The organism is Streptosporangium sp. NPDC000239, assembly GCF_040300765.1.
GTDB lineage: Bacteria > Actinomycetota > Actinomycetes > Streptosporangiales > Streptosporangiaceae > Streptosporangium.
The window spans coordinates 335,523-353,288 of sequence record NZ_JBEPEI010000001.1 but is presented as its reverse complement, the minus strand read 5'-3'; the positions used below and the strand labels follow the sequence as shown (position 1 = coordinate 353,288).

General features: G+C 68.2%; 19 protein-coding genes, 1 tRNA gene and 1 riboswitch. Of the genes, 6 read left to right on the top strand and 14 right to left on the bottom strand.

Going from position 1 to position 17,766, the window contains the following annotated elements:
* Nucleotides 1–127 precede the first annotated feature (127 nt).
* The gene (locus ABT340_RS01555) at nt 128–769 is read right to left on the bottom strand and encodes a S1 family peptidase (RefSeq protein WP_352008680.1); all 642 of its coding nucleotides are present in this window, start codon (nt 767–769) and stop codon (nt 128–130) included.
* A gap of 430 nt (nt 770–1,199) precedes the next feature.
* On the opposite strand from ABT340_RS01555, the gene ABT340_RS01550 reads away from it, so the two are divergent.
* From ABT340_RS01550 to ABT340_RS01540, 3 genes are all read left to right on the top strand, one after another.
* The gene (locus tag ABT340_RS01550) at nt 1,200–1,499 is read left to right on the top strand and encodes a hypothetical protein (protein ID WP_352008679.1); all 300 of its coding nucleotides are present in this window, start codon (nt 1,200–1,202) and stop codon (nt 1,497–1,499) included.
* 178 nt (nt 1,500–1,677) lie between these two features.
* The gene (locus ABT340_RS01545) at nt 1,678–2,091 is read left to right on the top strand and encodes a hypothetical protein (RefSeq protein WP_352008678.1); all 414 of its coding nucleotides are present in this window, start codon (nt 1,678–1,680) and stop codon (nt 2,089–2,091) included.
* A 267-nt stretch (nt 2,092–2,358) separates the two neighbouring features.
* Nucleotides 2,359–3,444: a hypothetical protein gene (locus ABT340_RS01540; RefSeq protein ID WP_352008677.1), complete on the top strand. Its 1,086-nt coding sequence runs from the start codon at nt 2,359–2,361 to the stop codon at nt 3,442–3,444.
* A gap of 811 nt (nt 3,445–4,255) precedes the next feature.
* Here the strand turns inward: ABT340_RS01540 and ABT340_RS01535 are convergent.
* Both ABT340_RS01535 and ABT340_RS42425 read right to left on the bottom strand, forming a co-directional pair.
* Nucleotides 4,256–4,468 (bottom strand): helix-turn-helix domain-containing protein, encoded by a 213-nt coding sequence (locus tag ABT340_RS01535; protein WP_352008676.1) that lies wholly within the window; start codon nt 4,466–4,468, stop codon nt 4,256–4,258.
* On the bottom strand, nt 4,387–4,653 hold the full coding sequence (locus ABT340_RS42425) for a helix-turn-helix domain-containing protein (protein ID WP_502992424.1): 267 nt from the start codon (nt 4,651–4,653) through the stop codon (nt 4,387–4,389). Before ABT340_RS42425 ends, ABT340_RS01535 begins: the two co-directional genes overlap by 82 nt.
* 725 nt (nt 4,654–5,378) lie before the next feature.
* Here ABT340_RS42425 and ABT340_RS01530 point away from each other — a divergent pair.
* Entirely contained in the window at nt 5,379–5,831 is a 453-nt protein-coding gene (locus ABT340_RS01530) for a hypothetical protein (protein WP_352008675.1), read from the top strand.
* Between the two features lie 383 nt (nt 5,832–6,214).
* Here the strand turns inward: ABT340_RS01530 and ABT340_RS01525 are convergent, their stop codons facing one another.
* From ABT340_RS01525 to ABT340_RS01510, 4 genes are read right to left on the bottom strand one after another with little or no spacing between them, the layout of a single operon-like run.
* Nucleotides 6,215–6,829 carry a transposase gene (locus ABT340_RS01525; RefSeq protein WP_352008674.1) on the bottom strand — a complete coding sequence of 205 codons (615 nt, stop codon included), beginning with the start codon at nt 6,827–6,829 and terminating at the stop codon, nt 6,215–6,217.
* Complete coding sequence (locus ABT340_RS01520) at nt 6,739–6,957, bottom strand: helix-turn-helix domain-containing protein (RefSeq protein ID WP_352008673.1); 219 nt, start codon at nt 6,955–6,957, stop codon at nt 6,739–6,741. The genes ABT340_RS01525 and ABT340_RS01520 overlap by 91 nt, the downstream gene beginning before the upstream one ends.
* Before the next feature lie 21 nt (nt 6,958–6,978).
* Nucleotides 6,979–7,128 carry a hypothetical protein gene (locus tag ABT340_RS01515; RefSeq protein ID WP_352008672.1) on the bottom strand — a complete coding sequence of 50 codons (150 nt, stop codon included), beginning with the start codon at nt 7,126–7,128 and terminating at the stop codon, nt 6,979–6,981.
* A complete protein-coding gene (locus ABT340_RS01510; RefSeq protein ID WP_352009443.1) occupies nt 7,074–7,310 on the bottom strand; it encodes a helix-turn-helix domain-containing protein in 237 nt (78 codons plus the stop codon). The genes ABT340_RS01515 and ABT340_RS01510 overlap by 55 nt, the downstream gene beginning before the upstream one ends.
* 449 nt (nt 7,311–7,759) lie before the next feature.
* Between ABT340_RS01510 and ABT340_RS01505 the strand changes: the two genes are divergently transcribed.
* Entirely contained in the window at nt 7,760–7,909 is a 150-nt protein-coding gene (locus ABT340_RS01505; RefSeq protein ID WP_352008671.1) for a hypothetical protein, read from the top strand.
* 270 nt (nt 7,910–8,179) lie between these two features.
* Here ABT340_RS01505 and ABT340_RS01500 read toward each other — a convergent pair.
* Nucleotides 8,180–8,253, bottom strand: a tRNA-Ile gene (locus ABT340_RS01500).
* Nucleotides 8,254–8,406: 153 nt separating this feature from the next.
* Between ABT340_RS01500 and galK the strand changes: the two genes are divergently transcribed.
* On the top strand, nt 8,407–9,525 hold the full coding sequence (galK, locus tag ABT340_RS01495; RefSeq protein WP_352008670.1) for a galactokinase: 1,119 nt from the start codon (nt 8,407–8,409) through the stop codon (nt 9,523–9,525).
* Between the two features lie 201 nt (nt 9,526–9,726).
* On the opposite strand, the gene ABT340_RS01490 is transcribed toward galK, so the two are convergent.
* From ABT340_RS01490 to ABT340_RS01465, 6 genes are read right to left on the bottom strand one after another with little or no spacing between them, the layout of a single operon-like run.
* Entirely contained in the window at nt 9,727–11,334 is a 1,608-nt protein-coding gene (locus ABT340_RS01490; protein ID WP_352008669.1) for a dipeptide ABC transporter ATP-binding protein, read from the bottom strand.
* Nucleotides 11,331–12,218 carry an ABC transporter permease gene (locus ABT340_RS01485; protein ID WP_352008668.1) on the bottom strand — a complete coding sequence of 296 codons (888 nt, stop codon included), beginning with the start codon at nt 12,216–12,218 and terminating at the stop codon, nt 11,331–11,333. The genes ABT340_RS01490 and ABT340_RS01485 overlap by 4 nt, the downstream gene beginning before the upstream one ends.
* A complete protein-coding gene (locus ABT340_RS01480) occupies nt 12,215–13,186 on the bottom strand; it encodes an ABC transporter permease (RefSeq protein ID WP_352008667.1) in 972 nt (323 codons plus the stop codon). The genes ABT340_RS01485 and ABT340_RS01480 overlap by 4 nt, the downstream gene beginning before the upstream one ends.
* Nucleotides 13,183–14,814, bottom strand: a complete 1,632-nt coding sequence (locus ABT340_RS01475) for an ABC transporter substrate-binding protein (RefSeq protein ID WP_352008666.1) — start codon at nt 14,812–14,814, stop codon at nt 13,183–13,185. The genes ABT340_RS01480 and ABT340_RS01475 overlap by 4 nt, the downstream gene beginning before the upstream one ends.
* Nucleotides 14,815–14,845: 31 nt before the next feature.
* Nucleotides 14,846–16,606 carry an FAD/NAD(P)-binding protein gene (locus ABT340_RS01470; RefSeq protein ID WP_352008665.1) on the bottom strand — a complete coding sequence of 587 codons (1,761 nt, stop codon included), beginning with the start codon at nt 16,604–16,606 and terminating at the stop codon, nt 14,846–14,848.
* Nucleotides 16,607–16,634: 28 nt separating this feature from the next.
* A complete protein-coding gene (locus ABT340_RS01465) occupies nt 16,635–17,576 on the bottom strand; it encodes a glutathione S-transferase C-terminal domain-containing protein (RefSeq protein ID WP_352008664.1) in 942 nt (313 codons plus the stop codon).
* Between the two features lie 36 nt (nt 17,577–17,612).
* Nucleotides 17,613–17,725, bottom strand: a riboswitch (SAM riboswitch).
* Nucleotides 17,726–17,766 lie beyond the last annotated feature (41 nt).

Sequence of the window (17,766 nt, the reverse complement as noted above, 5' to 3'; positions counted from 1 at the left end):
TCACCCTCCTTCACCCGATCCCGGGCTCCGGGTTCTCGCCCGCTCCCCATGACGAGAGGCCGCCCCCCGGGTTCCCGTTGGACGGCCCCTCATCATGGCCGGTCACGCGTGCTCCGGTGTCCGGAGGTCAGGGGGAGGTGAGCAGGGTCAGTCCGTACCGCCGCAGGATCTCGTTGATGGGCACGTAGTAGGAACGGCCTCCCGCGCTGCAGTTGCCGGAGAAGCCGAGCAGGATTCCCTGCAGCTGGCCGTTCGCGTAGAGGGGAGATCCCGGCGGGGTGCCGGGCTCGAAGCAGATGCTGGTCACGAGCAGGCCGGTCACCGTTCCCTGGGGCAGGCTCAGCGAGGCGTTCCTGCCGAGCAGGGTGCCGCACCGCCACCCGGTCGTACCGCCGAAGCCGCAGACCTGGGAGCCGACGGGAACCGGGGTGCTGCCACGAACCGGCAGGTCACGGCCGCCGGGGACTCTGAGGACGCCGACCGGTTCCCAGGCGGAGGTCACGCTGACCCAGGCACTGGAGGGGATGGGGTGGGTCGAGGCACGGACGGTCCCCACGACCGCCCCGTTCGCCGCGCGCACGGTCTCGCCCGGAGAGCCGCAGGTCCCGGAGGTGACGAACCCGCCGGGAACGGCCGCTCCGACCGTGCAGCGGCCGTTGGTCCCGAAGGAGTCGCCGACGTAGATGGGGGTGCCCGTCTCGGCGAAGGCCACTCCAGGAGTGGACAGAAGAAGGCCGAAGATCAACAGAAGAGATATCCGTCGCATCATGAACTGACGGTAATTTTCACAAAGACAACTGCCAATAGTCATCCCTCCCGATCCGTCACATATCGCCATCCCACACCACGGCGAGGACACGGGCATCCACGCGAACCGTCCGAGGCCGTCCGGTCTCGGACCCCGCCGCTCCCGTTCTCACGAGAGAGCCGGAAGGCCAGGTCAGGGATCGCCGGTCCGGCCCCGCAGAGAAAACCGTTCAGCAGGCCGGGTCATTCGAGCCGGCCCTTGACCATCCCGACGATTTCGTGGGCGGCGAAGTCAAAACGGATTGTCAGAAACGACAAGGCGTCACCGCAGGGCGTTCTCAGCCTGGTGAAGGCACAGAAAGCGCTTGCCTGGCTCCTCCTGGTCCGTATTGTCCATTTAGGACAATTTCATACCGGAAGTGGCTTTGCCGTTGAAACCGGAGGAAGCACACATGAGAAGTCGATTTACGGCCATGTCCGCCACCGCCTTGCTCACCGCGTCGCTGCTGGTGGGCACCGCGTCCCCCGCCCACGCCACCCTGACGGGCTGCACCACCTGGCAGGAGGGGTACGTCGTCCACAGCAAGTGCACGGGCGGCACAGGCACACAAGCGGTTTACGTGAGCGGCGTGCACGTGAACCCCGCGGTGGGATGGGTCGCCATGACCGGCCCCCGGGTGGGGGTGGGCGAGGTGTCCTCGGTCAACTTCCCGGGCACGGTGTGGTACCGAAGCACCACCCTGTACGACTGATGCGACCCCGAGCGGCATAGATCTCTGCGGAGGACCGGCACAACCGGAAGGTCGGCGAAGCCCCTGGCCGTGGAACACCAGGCCAGGGGCTCTTTCCCGGTGGTCGTGAGAGGCAGGAGAGGCAGACTCGAACCCACGGTCCGGAGACCATGAGGCACCCGCGCCCCTGTGACACGGCATGCCGTCTGCCCTTGCGTTTGCGGTTGGCGACCTGCTTCCCGCGCTCAAGGACGACCGCCTCGATACCGTGCCGCCGGGTTTTCCTGAAGGAGTGGCCCTTGCCGCCCGGCACACGATCCGGGCGGGTGCGGGGCCGGTCGACGCGGCGCAGCCGGAAGGCGGCCGTGACCGCGTCGAAGACGGTGCCGCCGGCGATGTCGCCGCCGGTCAGGTGGGGCCTGGTGGTCAGTCCGCTGCGGGAGCGTCCGAGGGCCTGTCGTCTTTGCGATTGTTCCGCGTCTTCCCCTTCTCTGGCTCCGACGGCGTGCTGGTGAGGCAGGCGATGGTCGAGCCGATGCCGCCCTTAACCTGCGGTTCTTCCAGTCCCCTGGCCCAGGCGACGTCCTCGTCCCAGCGCTTGAATCGTTCGTAACGGATCTGCCAGGGACCGTAGCGCTCGGGGATACCTTCAACCAGGGGCTCCGGCCACAGGAGCCCGTTGACGACCTCACGGCAGGTCACGCCAGGGGGCGTCTCCCCTGGAGTCCCTCGCGGCCGGCGGGAGCTCGATCCGTTGCCAGGCCCTGTCGGTCAGCTCACTCGTCGCGCCACGGACGATCACCCAACCGCGTCCGAGATGATCATTTATCAGGCATTGCCTAGAGTTGGTGGCCGACGCCACCTCTGCCCCGGAGGCACGATGAGTGTGAATGAGCGGCCGACCGGTTCCCGCCCGGCCTGGCGGGACGTACGTGGCTACATGAACGGTCACCGCCACGACCTCGCTCGCGTCGCCGGTCGATTCCATGACGGCTACCGGCGGGTGGGGGCGACGCCCCTGCTGACCCGTGAGGACTGGCTGCTGAACGAGCCGCTCCCCCTCGACCGGGTCACCCTGAAGTGGAGCGATCAGGCTCCTTCCCCGGTGGTGACGGGCGAGGAGCCGGAAGCCCGTCCGGCCCTTCCTGAGGACAGCGCGAACTACTCCGAGGCCATCGCCCGTCACGACAGACCCGCCCTGTTCGAGAACCGGCCGTGCTACCGGTTGCTTGACGTGTCGTGGCCGACGTTGAGCTTCACCGGCGGTTCCTACTTCGACGGTGTCAACGTCGGGGAGACCGCGGCGCACGAACTGGCGTCGGCCCGGCTTCTCCATGAAGAACGGCTCCCTTTCCGGTCCCTCGTCGGAGACCCCACCGACCTGAGTAGACGCGTCGTGCTCCCCGCCGTCTCAATGCTGACCTTGCGGCAGGACCGGACCGGAGACATGACATTCGTCCTGCACTGGCGCGACCCCGCCAAGGTCGCGCACGCGGGTGGCCTCTACCAGGTCATGCCGGTGGGCGTCTTCCAGCAGATCAGCGCCGCGTCGTCCAGCCAGGACTTCGACCTCTGGAAAGGCATGGCGCGGGAGTACAGCGAGGAGTTCCTGGGGCGCTCCGAGGTGTACGGCGAGGCCTTCTCCTACGGGTCCTGGCCCTTCTACCGGCGGATGGAGCAGGTGAAGGCCGACGGTCGCCTCCGCTCCTTCGTCCTTGGCCTGGGGATCGACCCGCTGACGTTCGCGGCGGACATCCTGGCCGTCACCGTGATCGAGGCGGAGGTGTTCGACGAGCTCTTCGAGGACATCGTCAACGACAACGACGAGGGGCGGGTCGTCGAGGTCGCCGGCATCCCGTTCCAGGCCGACCAGGTGAGCCGATACGTCCACCACGAGCCGATACAGGCCGCGGGCGCGGCCGTACTGGACCTCGCCTGGCAGCACCGGCAGAACCTCACGCCATAAACCGGGCCACCGTGTGAACCGACGGCCTCCTAGAAACTCCGGCACGTATTCGGCACAGCCACGCACGACCGAGAACCCTGGCCGGGAAACACCAGGTCAGAGGCGCTTTCCTGATGGTCGCAAGAGGTAGGGCAGGCGGGACTCGAACCCGCGACCCAGGGATTATGAGACACCCACGCGCCCTCAACAGGGCATACCTTCTACCTGCATAAACACCTCTTCTGCCGAACTGACGTGCCCGGCCGGGGAAGGCATTGGGAAGAGCCATCGCTACAAGGCGCCTGAGTCTTCTCCAGGTGCATCCAGAGCGTTAAACGCTCCGAGCAACCTTCGTCCAGGACACCCGCTTTAGGAGAGCAGCGGCCGTACGGCCAGTTCGCATGGTGTGATCTGCGCGAACGCTACGAACAGCCCGCATCTTTTGCAAGATCATCCCGCGAATGTCCCGCCCCCAAGGCCAGCCAGTCATCACGTCATCCGGCGGCAAGCCGACCCGGGGCTCAGGACCGCCAGGCCCGAGCACCGAGAGCGGCGCGGCAGCCTAACCGTTCACTTTCAGGCGGGACAACCACCTCCCCTCGGCAGGTCGGGCCTGGGATCAGGCGTGTGTGGATGGTGACGCGGGTTGGTCGGTATATGGGGATGTTGCTGTCACCTCAGCCATGGTCGCCCGGTGGCAAGGCTCGACGGAGGAGAGCCTTGCCAGCGACCGTCCCGGCCCGTATGCCGCGCACCGAAGTCCGCGATCGTCACGGCCTCAGCCACCGTGCCACCTTCTGATCCACAGCAAGATCATCTCCGTTCAGATCCGTCACCACCCGGTCACCGCCGCCTGATCTCGCTCCAGAGCGCGGCGGGCCGGGACCTGGCAGGAGTAGCCGTTGCGGATCAGCAGCTTGCGCGCCCTTTGCAGGGTGTAGGTCAGATGGAAGCGCCGGCCGATCACGGTCTTGACCCGGGACAGGGTCCAGCGCTGGTCCGGCCAGCCGTGCCAGACGGGCCCTTTGACCAGTTCCTGCTCCAAGACGGCGAGTTGCCGCTCACCGAGCCGGGGCAGGGAGGCAGGCCCGTGCGAGCGTAACGCTCCGGTCCCTCCGGTTTGCCAGTCCCTTTCCATCGCTGAACGGACCGGAGGCTGATCCGCAAGTCCCGGGCAACGGTCGTGCTGGGTTCATCGCGGGCGAACCTCTCGGCAGCCTGCAGTCGCAGCTTTTCGCGGAACGCTCTTCGCTCGGCGGACAGTCCTCCGGCCTTGTGCGTACCTCATCATGCCGATGTACCCGGCAAACAAGGCACGTCAGGACCTACGACACCATGAGTTCAACCTCAGTAGGTGCTCTAAGAGTTCCTGAATCATAGGAATAACACGGATATCCTTAATTTGAATAAACGGCGTCCGGAATCGCTCCGGGATTTTCGAAATAAATCAGAAACGATCACCTTCCCATTTCCGGCTCTCCCGCGTCTCGTCTAGACGGCAGCAGGGCAATGCCGCCGCCCAGCTGCTGAGGCCCCACAGCGAGCGACGTCGAGCCACGTGATAGCCGTCGCGATGTTGTTGGGTGAGCCAGGTGGTCCGAGGCGGTGCTGGCCCCTTCCGTCTCGCCTGCCCAAGAGGCCGGGGAAGTATGCATTCCGCAAGGTTTCCCGAAGACTAGCCAGTTGATCTGGCTTGCCCGAGACGGTCTCGTCGACGAGGGCGGCGTCACGGTGGCAAGGGCATCCTGTCAGTTCGAATGTGGAAAGCTTGCATGTGGTCATAACATACCTCTTGATTTTCTTGACATCTCTTTGGCATGCTGAGGATCAGGCCGAAGGAATACGTTCATGAGGTGATGACCTAAGGATTCACTCGACCTTCGCCGCGTGGCACCCATTCCCCGTGGCGGCCACCGCGTACTAGGCATTGCTTAAGTCTGCTTAGTCTGGCGTACATGAAAGGACTCTCGATGAAGAAATCAGCCCTTGCCTTAACTGCAGGAGCATTAGCTTTCGGCGCTGTTGTCGTAAGTGCCACACCGGCTGCCGCCGTGATCACCCCCGACTGGACTGCAAGTGGGACGGCGGGAGATGTAGTTGGCGTTTACGGGCGTGGGACCTTTGTTACTGACAGTAACAACAATGCTCAGGTCATCATCGCGGTCACCGACACTGCCAGCGACAGCCACGGCGCCCGTCTCTATATCCGATTTGGCCTTGCTGCTGGTGGAACTACGTCTCCCTATAGCGTCAGCGCCTCCGGCACTAGCGCATACCAGGAAAAGGCCGTTAGCTATCCCCGAGTAAACCTCAGTATCGGTTCTGATATGATTCAGGTCAAAGAGTGCCTTACCGAAGCCGGTGGCGACTACTCCTGCGGCTCCTGGGATAATGCTATCTGGCTGTAGCTCCACTGTGATTTAGGAAAATCACGAGACTGCGGCGATATGGCAACCTGTGGGAAACGGTCACCGGGATCCTCGTCGGTTGTGCTGACCGATCTGAACTCGGTGGCCATACAGGATCGTTTAGCACACCTTAAACCTTTATCCTCGGCTCTTGGCCTAGAATCACGGAATGATCGCGGGCCGGTGGTTCGCCCTCTAACGTAGATAAGCTCCTGGCGTGATTTCGGTCATGCTTCCGCGAGTCGCCGACGAAAATCGTTGCACGATTTTGAGGGGCAGCTGTGGACAACGTGGATGGGCCCACATATAGGCGCACTGGTAGCCCCAAGGCTGAGGCCGTGATGGAAGCGTTATTGAGGTTGAACTCGTGATGTCGTGTGCGGCTATGCCGATGTGAGGGACAGGCCGGTTTCCGCGAGGCAGCCGTCGATGAGGTCGCTGCGGTATTGGATGGTGCGCAGTCCTTGCCGGACAGTGCGGATGAGGTGCTCTGGGCTGGTGAAGGCGATATTGGCCAGGAAGCAGCGCCGCAGCAGTGACCAGATGCCCTCGACCGGATTCAGATCGAGGGCGTAGGTGGGCAGTTGGACGACGGTCAGCCAGTCCTGATCAGCGATGAAGGCACGCATCCCGGCGATCAGGCGGGTGTTGAGGTTGTCCCAGACGAGCACGATCAGGCCGCCGAGTTGCCGGTGGGCGGCGATCAGCAGGTCGCGGTAGTCGCTCCAGGCGAAGGATTTGCGCCCGTCAGGGCGGGTGTCCAGCCGAGGCCGGTAGATCAGCCGGGAGCACTGCCCGGGTTTGTAGCAGGCCAGCGCCGCGATCGAGATCCGGCGGCGGGAACGGCTGCGCACGGTGATGACCGTGGTCTGACCGCGCGGACTCCAGGTACGCACGATGGGCGGCGTCATCGACAGGCCGGTCTCGTCTTCGAAGACGTTCGAGGCGCCGAGCGCTGCCGCGGATCTTCCACGTCCGGCCAGATCTCCTTCACCCACCCGGTCACCGCCACCTCATCGCCCTCCAAGGCGCGGCGGGCCGGCACCCGGCAGGAGTAGCCGTTACGGATCAGCAGCTTGCGCATGCCTTGGAGGGGGTAGGTCAGACGGAAACGCTGGCTGATCACGGTCTTGATGCGTGTCAGGGTTCAGCGCTGGTCCGGCCAGCCGTGCCAGACGGGCCCTTTGACCAGTTCCTGCTCCAAGACGGCGAGTTGCCGCTCACCGAGCCGAGGCAGGGAGGTCAGCCCGTGCGAGCGCAACGCTCCGGTCCCTCCGGTTTGCCAGTCCCTTTCCATCGCTGAACGGAGCGGACGCTGATCCGCAGGTCCCGGGCGATGGTCATGCTGGGTTCATCCCGCGCGAACCTCTCGGCTGCCTGAAGCCGTAGTCGTTCGCGGGACGCCCTCCGTCGGCGGACAGTCCTCCGCCTTGCGCGTACCTCATGATGCCGATGTACCCGGTAATCAAGGCACGTCAGAACCTACGACACCACGAGTTCAATCTCAGTAACTGCCACTTCGCCCGCTCGCCAAGCTCGCCGACTTCCACCCAACTCCACCGGGCTCCACCGAAACTACAGGAAACTACAGGAAACTACAGGAAACTACAGCCAATTAAAGCTGGCCAAGCAGATCCAGAGGATTCGCGTTGGCGATGAAACTGTTTCAGAAATGAAAATAGAACATTTCCGCAGGTCCGAGTCATGATGAATGACTAGATGCACCATATCTCCGGAGAGGCTGTATTGTTGCCCTCAACAACCAGAAAGCCCGACTCCTCAGCAAAGGAGTCGGGCCCTCGTAGAACAACCGGACCTGGGTCCAAGTGCTGTTCTGGCATGTCAACGCTGTCCAGTGTAGCGCTCTTCCGCTGAGCGGTCCCCAGGTCCGGCAACCGTCCGCGTCCCACGACAGCGAGGAAGCCCCTGTGTCCGACAGCAAGAACTTCTCCATCAGCGTGTCCGTCCCCGAGAGCTGGGGGCGGCAGGTACGGGTCATCATCATCACCATCCTGGTGGTGGTCTTCGCGGCCATCTACGGTCGCGAAGACCCGCTCGCGCTCCTGATGCATTCGTAGTTCTTCAGCGCAGGCCCCGGCTCCGGCCTGGGGCATGCATGCGTTCGGAGCGCAACCCGGCCGCCGTTGGCAGGTGGGTACCAGGGCGGCCGGGAGGTGAACTGTACGCCACCGGCGGGCCGGATTGGACTCCAGAGGCTTCATGATCAACTCGGATGGTCCGGCAGGAGATCATTTCAAGGGTGGACCGGCGATGGTCCGGCGCCGTTCGGTGCCGGACCATCTGCATATTGCCAGTTCAGAGGGGCTATTCCGAGGAGTTCATGAGGGTAGGGCGGGCGGGACTCGAACCCGCGACCCAGGGATTATGAGTCCCCTGCTCTAACCGGCTGAGCTACCGCCCCTCGCGCACGCCGTACTGCCGCATTCAACCAAAGGTCGGCGCCGTTCGCACATCGGCCGAGCGGGACGGGGCCAAGATGTGACCTTGAACGGCGACGCCGGGTTTCGGTGGAGTCGCTACCCTACGGGGGGACCTTGTTGGAGGATGTTCGATCATGCGCGTTGTTGAGGCTTTTCGTGAGACCTTCCAGGCGGAGCCCGAGGGGGTGTGGCACGCCCCGGGGCGGGTGAACCTCATCGGTGAGCACACCGACTACAACGACGGGTTCGTACTGCCGTTCGCCGTCCCGTGGGGGGTCACCGCGGCGGTCTCCCCCAGACGGGACGACCTCATCAGGCTCCGCTCGCTGCAGGCCGACGGGGTCGTGACCCTCGGGAGTCCGGACGAGGCCGAGGGGTGGGCGCGTTACGTCGCGGGAGTGTTCTGGGCGCTGCGCGAGGCCGGGCATCCGGTGCGGGGGGCGGACCTGGTCGTCGACGGGGACGTGCCACAGGGCGCGGGGCTCTCGTCGAGCGCGGCGCTGGAGGTGGCCGTCTGCGTGGCCCTCAACGACCTGTACGGCCTCGGCCTGGAGGGGATGCGGGTGGCGCTGGCCGCGCGGCGGGCGGAGAACGACTTCGTCGGCATGCCGTGCGGGATCATGGACCAGGCCGCCTCCGCGCTCGCGCAGGAGGGCCGGGCGCTGTTCATGGACTGCCGGAGCCTGGCCACCAGGAACGTCCCCTTCGACCCTGCCGGGCACGGCCTGCGGCTGCTGATCGTCAACACCGGAGTGCGTCACGCGCTGGCCGACGGCCAGTACGCCCGCCGTCGCCAGGAGTGTGAGAACGCCGCCAAGCGCCTCGGGGTGGCCTCCCTGCGCGACGTCACGGATCTGGCGGGCGCGCTCGGCAGGCTCGACGGCGACGAACGCAGGCGGGTCCAGCACGTCGTGACGGAGAATCACCGGGTCGAGGCGCTGATCGGGTTGCTGAGGGCCGGGGCGGTGCGGGAGATCGGCGCGCTGCTGAACGCCTCCCACCTGTCGTTGCGCGACCAGTTCCAGGTCTCGTGCCCGGAGCTGGACGTGGCCGTCGAGGCGTCGGTCAGGGGCGGGGCCAGAGGTGCCAGGATGACCGGTGGCGGCTTCGGCGGCTCGGTCATCGCACTGGTCCCCGACGAGCGGGTGGAGGCCGTACGGGAGTCGGTGAGCGCCGCCTACGCCGAGCGCGGCTGGGCCGCCCCCGGGATCCACCCGGCGGTCCCGTCGGCGGGTGCCCGCCGCCTGGCCTGAGGACGACCGGTCCGGGAACCGGAACGGCGCTCTCGAAGCGTCCCAAAACCCCGCGGACATCAAAAGACGACACGGCCGCCTCCGAGAACATAAGCAAGACGGCCACCCGGGAACACGACAGCGACCAGGAAGCGAGACGGCCGCCGGTGGACCGGCGGAGGACAACGTGGCGCTCCGAGAACGCGACAGCGCCGAAACGTCTCAGGAGGTGGGCGCGAGTTTGGGCACCGCGCCGAGCAGTTCCCTCGTGTAGTCGTGCCTGGGCAGGAAGAACACCTCGTCCACGTGCCCGTCCTCGACGACCCGTCCCTCGCGCATGACCACGACCCGGTCGCTGATGTGGTGGACGACCCCCAGGTCGTGCGAGATGAAGATCAGGGCGGTCCCGTCGGCCGCCTGGATCTCGCCGAGCAGGTCGAGCACCTGGGCCTGTACGGAGACGTCCAGCGCGGAGACCGGTTCGTCGCAGACGAGCACCCGTGGCCGGGGGGCCAGGGCTCTGGCGATGGCGACCCGCTGCCGCTGGCCGCCGGACAGCGCCCGAGGGTGACGTCCCGCGATGTCCGCGGGCAGCCCGACCCGTTCGAGCAGTTCGGCGACCCCGGCGGCGCGTTCCCGTCCCGGCCCGCCGAGAGGCTCGGCGACGAGGCGGCCGACGGTGTATCGGGGGTCGAAGGAGTCCAGCGGGTTCTGCGAGATCACCTGGATGACGGAGCGGCGGGGGCGGCGTTCCCGTTCGGACAGCTCCGACCAGGGGGAGCCGTCCAGCCGTACCCGCCCGGCGACGGGCCTCATCAGGCCCATCACGAGCCGGGCGACGGTCGTCTTGCCCGACCCCGACTCCCCCACGACACCGACGGTCTCTCCCGCGTGGACCTCGAAGGAGACGTCGTCGACCACCCGGCGGGAGCCGTACTCGGCCGACAGGCCTCTGACCTCGACGACCGGTGAGCCGTGGTCGACCTTCCGTTCCGGCAGCGGGGTGCGCAGCGGGACGCCGCCGGTGGCGATGGCCGACAGGCGGGTTCCCCTTGAGGCGGCGGACGGTACGGCGGCCAGCAGCAGTCTGGTGTAGTCCCGCTCCGGGGCGGAGAGCACCCGGCCGGTCGGTCCCTCCTCGACGACCACGCCGTCCTTCATGACGAGCACCCGGTCGGCGATGGAGGAGACGACTGCCAGGTCGTGGCTGATCATCAGCAGCGCGGTGCCCTCGGCCCTGCGCGCGGCCAGCAGGCGCAGGATCTGGGCCTGTACGGTGACGTCGAGGGCGGTGGTCGGCTCGTCCGCGATGAGCAGCGGCGGGCCCGCCGCGATGGCCGAGGCGATCAGCGCTCGCTGGCGCAGCCCGCCGGACAGCTGGTGGGGGTACTGCCCGGCCCGCAGCCCAGGTTCCGGGACGCCGACCGCGTCGAGCAGTTCGAGCACCCTTTCCCTACGGCCCGCCCGGGGCACGACGTCGTGGGCGGCGAGCACCTCGGCGATCTCGGCGCCGACGGTGCGCAGCGGGTCGAGGGAGACGAGGGCGTCCTGGAGTACGAGCCCGGCGAAGCGCCCGCGCAGCCTGCGCCAGTCACGTGGCCCGAACCGGCGGGCGTCCCTTCCCCTGACGTCGAACCTTCCCGCCGTCACGGTCGCGCCCTGTCCGGTCAGCCCGACCAGGGTCCTGGCGGTCACGCTCTTGCCCGATCCGGACTCCCCCACGATCGCCACGCACTCGCCTTCGGCGATCGACAGGTTCACTCCCCTGACGGCCTCGACCCCCGCCCTGGGGAAGGTCACACGCAGGTCCTCGATCTCGATGAGGTTCACGGGAGTCTCCCCTCGAAACGGCGTTGGAGGCGTCGTCCGACCACGGTCAGGCTGACGACGGTCAGCGTGACGGACAGGCCGGGGAAGAGCACGGTCCACCAGGCCACACGCAGGTAGTTGCGTGCCTCGGCCAGCATCGAGCCCCATTCGGGGTCGGGTGGCTGGGGGCCCATGCCGAGGAAGCTGAGTCCCGAGGTGGCGATGATGGCGGTGCCCATGCCGATGGTGGCGAGTACCGGCAGCGGCCCCAGGATGTTGGGCAGCACGTGCCGTGCGACCAGGACCGGCCGGCGCAGTCCGAGGGTGACGGCCTGTTCCACGTAGCCGGAGCGGCGTACGACGAAGGTCTGCCCTCTGATGACGCGGGCGTAGTTGGGCAGCTGGACCAGTCCGATCGCGATGATCACGTTGCCCGCGCCGGGGCCGGTGACGCTGATGACGAGCATGGCGAGCAGCAGTTCGGGGAAGCTGGCCAGCACGTCGAACAGCCGGCTGAGCGGCTCGTCGACGTAGCGGGGGGACAGCCCGGCCAGCGCGCCGAGGACGGTGCCCAGGACGGTGGCGAACAGGATGGCCGCGGCGCCGATGCCGAGCGAGTACCCCGCGCCGTGGACGACCCGGGAGAACACGTCGCGGCCGAGGTGGTCGGTGCCGAACCAGTGCGGCGCGCTCGGCGGGGCGAGCGCGTGCAGTGGGTCGGCGGCCAGCGGGTCGGCGTCGCTCAGCAGGCCCGGGGCCAGGGCGGCGACCGCGACGACGGCGAGGATGAGCAGTGAGACCGCCTGTCCGGGGCGCACGCCGTACCGGCGTGGGACGACGGCGGGAGCCGGCCCGTCGCCGGTCGGCGGCGGCGCCGTGGCCTGTTCCCTGTCGGAGACGGTCATCGGCCCTTCCTCAACCGGGGGTCGATCACGAGGTAGGCGAGGTCCACGAGGGTGCTGACCGTCACGTAGACCGCGGCGGCCAGCATGATGACCGCCATGACCACCGGCATGTCCTTGCCGGTGACCGCGACGAGGGTGATCTGGCCCAGGCCGGGCCTGCCGAAGACGGCCTCGACGACGATCGCCCCACCGAGCAGGACGCCGACGAACCAGCCGGTGAGGGTCACGGCGGGCAGCAGCGCGTGCCGCAGGGCGTGCCTGGCGACGAGTCGCCACTCGGTGATGCCGCGCGAGCGGGCGGTCACCGCGAACGGTTCCTCAAGCGCCCGTTCCAGGCCTTCGCGCAGCACCTGGCCGAGTGTTCCGGCGATCTGCAGGCCGAGGGCCAGGGCGGGCAGCACGAGGGAGGCGAAGCCGCGGTCGCCGGAGACGGGGAACCAGCCGAGGGTGAAGGAGAAGACGGCCAGGAGCAGGAGACCGGCCAGGAACGGCGGGACCGAGGCGGCGGTCAGCTCGGAGAGTCCGGCGAGCCCGCCGGCCCAGGAGCGGCGCCCCGCGGTGGTCAGCGCGAGTACCAGGGCGATCGCGACGCCGAAGGCCGCCGCGGTGAGCGCGAGCCTGACGGTCGGCCAGACCTGCGAGGACAGGATCTCGGCGACGTCGCGCTGCAGGACGTAGGAGCGGCCGAGGTCTCCGTGCAGCAGCCGCAGCAGGTAGTCGGCGTACTGCTGCGGGACGGGGCGGTCGAGCCCCCATTCGGCGACGATCGCGGCCCGCCGCTGCGGGGTGTCGAGGCCGTCGGCGATGAGGACGTCCACGGTGTCGCCGGGGACGAGCAACAGCGCGGCGTAGGCCGCGGTGGCGGCGACCCAGAGCACGACGAGTCCTGCTCCGAGCCGCCTGACCACCGGGCCGGTCCACCCGGCGGCGGCCAGCCCCCGCCGCCGGGTGAGTGTGAGGGTGCTCACGTGCCTGTCCGGACGTCGTAAGCACTGTTGGGGGTGCCGGAGACCGGCTCGAAGGTGATCCCGGTGACCCCGGCGCCGTAGGCGACCTGGTCCGCCGGGACGTAGAGCGGCAGCAGCAGCGCCTCCTCCGCGACGACGGTCCGCTGTGCCCTCGCGTAGAGCTCCTTGCGTCTGGCCTGGTCGGAGGTGGTCGAGGCCTCGGCGAGCAGCTTGTCCAGGTCCGCGTTCTCGAAGTGGGTGCGGTTGATCGCGGCGCCCTTCGGCAGGATCAGGTTGAGCGCGGCCCCCGCGTCGGTGTCGCCGCGCGAGTTCTGGAACAGTTCGTACTGGTCGTCCTCCAGGGCCTTCTGCTGGGTGCCCTGGTCGACCACCTTGGGCTGGAAGTCGATGCCCGCGCTCTGTTTGACCGCGGCCTGTACGGCCTGCGCGAGGACGTCGCGGCGGTCCCTGACGTAGGGGGCCGACTCGACGGATCGGACGGTCAGCCGCTTGCCGTCCTTGACCCGGAAGCCCTCGGCGTCGCGTTCGGTCCAGCCCGCCTCGTCGAGCAGTTCGTTGGCCCGTCGCGTGTCGTTGCCGTAGGTGTTCTCCAGGGAGGCGTCGTAGAACTGCGGGCTGCCCTGGCCGACGATGCTCCAGGCTCGCCTGGCCGTGCCCTGGTAGACCGAGTTGAGCACGGTGTCCACGTCCACGGCGTCCCTGAAGGCCTCTCGCACCCGTTTGTCGTCGAAGGGCGGGTGCGAGACGTTGAAGTAGTAGGAGAACGCGCTGCCCGAGTTGAGGCTGGTCTCCACCCTCACACCGGGGTCGGCCTTGAGCAGGCCGAGTTCGGTGGCGGGCACTCCCTCGATCACCTGGACCTGTCCCGAGGTGAGCGCGCCGACCCGGACCGCCGCCTCCGGCAGGAACCGGTAGGTGATCTCCGCCAGGTAGGCGGGTCCCTGGTGCGCGGCGTTGGGCGGCGCCCAGTTGTAGGCGGGGTTGCGCCGGTAGTGGGCCTCCTGGCCGGGGGTGAACCGGTCGAGGATGAACGGTCCCGTGCCGACGAGGTCGGGACCGCCCGCCTTGAGGTCCTTGGCGTTCCTCAGCGACTTCGGGGAGACCTGTCCGGCGTACGGCGAGGCCAGGAAGTCCAGGAACAGGGCGTCGGGCGCCTTGAGTGTGATCTTCAGCGTGTAGGGGTCCGTCACCTCGGCCGAGGAGTACTCACGCAGCTGGATGCCGGCGACGGCGGGGTTGTACCCGGGCGCGACGAGCTGGTCGAGGTTGGCCTTGACCGAGGCCGCGTCGAACTTCTCCCCGTCGTGGAAGGTCACGTCCCTTCTGAGCTTGAAGGTGTAGGTGAGGCCGTCCTTGGAGACCTCCCACGAGGTGGCCAGCCACGGCAGGAACTCACCGTCCCTGCCCCTGGCGACGAGCGCGTCGAACTGGTTGTGCACCAGCAGCCTGGCCTTGTTCTGGCCCCACTGCTGGGGGTTGAACGTGATGGGCTGCGTCTCGATCGCCCACACCAGCGAGTCCCCCTCGGTGCCGCCGCCTGAGGCCGGGTTCGCGGCCCCGGTCTCGGTTCCGCACGCGGCGAGCGTCAGCACCCCGGCCAGAGCCAGGACGCCCCGTTGCGCTTTCACTTACCTTCTCCTCGGGGAGTCGTGCGCCGCCTCAGGCGACATGTCTGATCTCGGTGGTGACGGCCTCGGACAGCACGATCCGGGCCAGGGCGTCGGCGTGGCGGAAGAGCGGGGCGTCGAGGCCGGGTCTGGCGAAGCCGCCGGTGACCCGTCCGCCGACGACCCAGGGGCCGAAGGCGAACCTGCGGGGGTGCGGGGTGTCGAGGCGGTCGAGCAGGCGGCGGTCGGCGGGCCGTACCCTCAGCAGGCCCGACGACTCGTCGATCTCGCCGCGGTCGCGCAGCGCGGAGATCAGCGGGTCGGTCGAGCGGCTCACGCTGGGTGCGGGCAGCCTGGCCTCGACGAGGGACCTGGCGGTGACGGCGCCGGGCAGGGTGGGGCTCTGCGCGACCCATCGCCCGCCGCGGTGCTCGACCCTGACGTCGGCGCCGAGGAAGGTGACCACGCCCGCCCTGGCCAGGGCCTTGAGCTCCTCAAGCCGGGGGCCGGGCGGACCGCTGGCGACGTAGCTGAAGAAGCCCTCGAACCACCGGTCGGAGATTCCCCGTTCGGCGAGGACACCGTTGACGGACAGTAATCCGAGGATCAGGGCGTGGTCGGCACTGTACGCGGAGTCGGAGCGTCGTTGCAGGTCGGCGGCCATGTAGCCGTCCATCCACCGCCGCAGTCCCGCCTGGTCGCCGAAGCGGATCCGCTCCAGCGGCCGGTCGAGCCGGTCCAGGTCGAGCCGGTCGGCGTGCCGGGGTACGGCCTTGCGGATCAGCAGCCGCATCCCGGGGCTGCGCCATTCCTCTGCGGCGAACCGTTCGGCGAACTCCGGCCAACCGGTCCTGACCCGTTTCGGATGGCTGTTGAGGAGTTCGTGGTAGTAGGCGAAGGCGAGTTCCTTGGCGGCCAGGGGCCACACGTCCCGCCGGAAGTTCCACGGCCCCTCCCCCAGCGCCCCCGCCGTCAGGAAGCGCGGCGCGGGCGGCCGGAGCCCCTGGAAGCGGTAGGCGGTCTTGGCGTGGTACGGCACACCGCGCCGTGACCCCACGTGCAGCAGCGGTTCCCGCCCGCTGGGCAGGTAGACGAGCTCCCCGTCGTGTTCCCTGACGAACCGGCCGCCCCTTCCCGAGGTGAGCAGCACCATCAGGTCGACGAAGGCCAGTCCCAGGCCGCGCACGATCACCGGTTCACCGGCGGGCAGCCGGTCCAGGCCGAGGTCGAGGTCCGCGGTGTAGCCGGTCGGCAGGTAGCGCAGGCCGCTCTCCCTTGCCAGGGCCGTCAGCCCGCGTTCCTCCGCCGCCGGGGTGACGTCGCCGTGTCCCTGCGCGAGGATCACGGCGCCCACCTCAAGGGTCGTCCCGTCCTCAAGCCGTACGGCCTGGCCTCCCGGGACGTCGGTCAGGTCGAGTGCCCGGGTCCGGTGCACGTGCACCCGGACACCGCGGGGGGCGGTGTCCACGGCTCGCCGGAAGGCGTGGGTGAGGTAGGCGTTCTGCACGGGCCGGGGGACGAAGCGTCCGGGGTCGCAGCCGAGCCACTCGGCCAGCGAGGGGCCGGGGCGGATCGGGCCGACGCACCGGACGGACTCGTCGGTGAAGAGCGTCACGTCGGCGGCGGCGGAGTTCATCCAGAGCAGGTCGGGTTGCCGCTCGCGCCAGACCCTGCCGCCGCCCGGCGGGTAGGGGTCGATCACGTGGACGTCGAGCGACGGCCAGCTGAGCAGTTCGGCGGCGTTGGCGCAGATCCGCTCGACCAGGCAGGTGCCGGTCGGCCCGGCGCCGACGATCGCGATGGAGGCGCTCACGCCGACCACTCCCCTCTCGTACGGTCCGTCACAGCGCTGCTCTTCGATGGGGCAGGTCCCAGTCGGGGGTGGCGGGCTCGACCGGCACCCGCCACGGGTCGGTCTCCCCCATGGGGGAGGCGAGCACGGTGAGGTCGGTGTTCTCGCGGAAGGCGGGGTGCTGGTAGAGGTCCCTGGCGTAGTCCCACAGGTTGGGGAAGGCGGTCAGCGGGCGCTCGCTGATCCTGGCCGACGGGTTGTCGCTCACGTCGAACCTGACCAGGGTGGGCCAGAGCCGTACGTCGGACTCGGTGATCGCGGAGCCGAACAGGAACCTGCGGCCGGCGAGCCTGGCGTCGAGTTCGTCGAGGAAGCCGATCACGGCCTTCCTCGCCCGGTGGTACTCCGGTTCGGTCGTGGCGGCGGAGACCCGGCCCGCGGCGGTGTTGGCGTACTCGTAGACGCGCGCGTTGAGCGCGTCGATCTCGGGCCGCAGTTCCTCGGGGTAGAGGTCGGCCTCGGGATCGCCGCCGAAGCGTGTGCCCAGGTCGATGGTGATGTCCGGGAAGTTGTTGCTGACGATGCGCCCCCCGTGCCGGTCCCACAGCACCGGCACGGAGACGTGTCCGTCGAATCCGGGTTCGGTCGCCTCGTAGGCCTGCCTGAGGGTCGCGAAGCCGTTGACCGGGTCGGCGCCGCGCCGCTCGCGGAACGCCCACCCCCTGCCGTCCCGCTCGTCGTCCACGTAGGACAGCGAGACGACGTCCTGCAGCCCTTTGAGGGAACGCACGATCGCCGTACGCTGCGCGTAGGGGCAGACCGCCGCGACGTAGAGGTGGTAGCGCCCGGCCTCGGCGGGGAACTCCCCCGTGCCGTCGTCGGTGATCCGTCCCTGGAAGGGGTAGCGGGGGCCGGGCCTGCCACCGGGCCGGTAGCGGCCGTGGGTGTCCAGGTCCACTGGGCTGGCGTAGTTGAGTGTGATCTCGGACATGTGACACTCCCAGGGCATGCCTCGGTGACCCGTGCGGGTCCGCGCTTGCGGCACGCCGACCGTGCCACCCGGTCCTCCCCGGGGGCACCCCGCCGCGGTGCGAGGGTTGCCGGTCAGCGAGCCGGGGCTTTGCACTGACACTCTTAACCTAGTTAGACGGTAGGAAATACATAGATCTCTGTCAACCCTT

What these genes read in the sequence shown, in the direction of transcription:
- galK (WP_352008670.1), top strand. Translation starts at nt 8,407, where the DNA reads ATGCGCGTTGTTGAGGCTTTTCGTGAGACCTTCCAGGCGGAGCCCGAG.
- ABT340_RS01515 (WP_352008672.1), bottom strand. Translation starts at nt 7,128, where the DNA reads ATGGAAAGGGACTGGCAAACCGGAGGGACCGGAGCGTTGCGCTCGCAC.
- ABT340_RS01555 (WP_352008680.1), bottom strand. Translation starts at nt 769, where the DNA reads ATGATGCGACGGATATCTCTTCTGTTGATCTTCGGCCTTCTTCTGTCC.
- ABT340_RS01545 (WP_352008678.1), top strand. Translation starts at nt 1,678, where the DNA reads ATGCCGTCTGCCCTTGCGTTTGCGGTTGGCGACCTGCTTCCCGCGCTC.
- ABT340_RS01485 (WP_352008668.1), bottom strand. Translation starts at nt 12,218, where the DNA reads ATGACCGTCTCCGACAGGGAACAGGCCACGGCGCCGCCGCCGACCGGC.
- ABT340_RS01540 (WP_352008677.1), top strand. Translation starts at nt 2,359, where the DNA reads ATGAGTGTGAATGAGCGGCCGACCGGTTCCCGCCCGGCCTGGCGGGAC.
- ABT340_RS01530 (WP_352008675.1), top strand. Translation starts at nt 5,379, where the DNA reads ATGAAAGGACTCTCGATGAAGAAATCAGCCCTTGCCTTAACTGCAGGA.
- ABT340_RS01550 (WP_352008679.1), top strand. Translation starts at nt 1,200, where the DNA reads ATGAGAAGTCGATTTACGGCCATGTCCGCCACCGCCTTGCTCACCGCG.
- ABT340_RS01465 (WP_352008664.1), bottom strand. Translation starts at nt 17,576, where the DNA reads ATGTCCGAGATCACACTCAACTACGCCAGCCCAGTGGACCTGGACACC.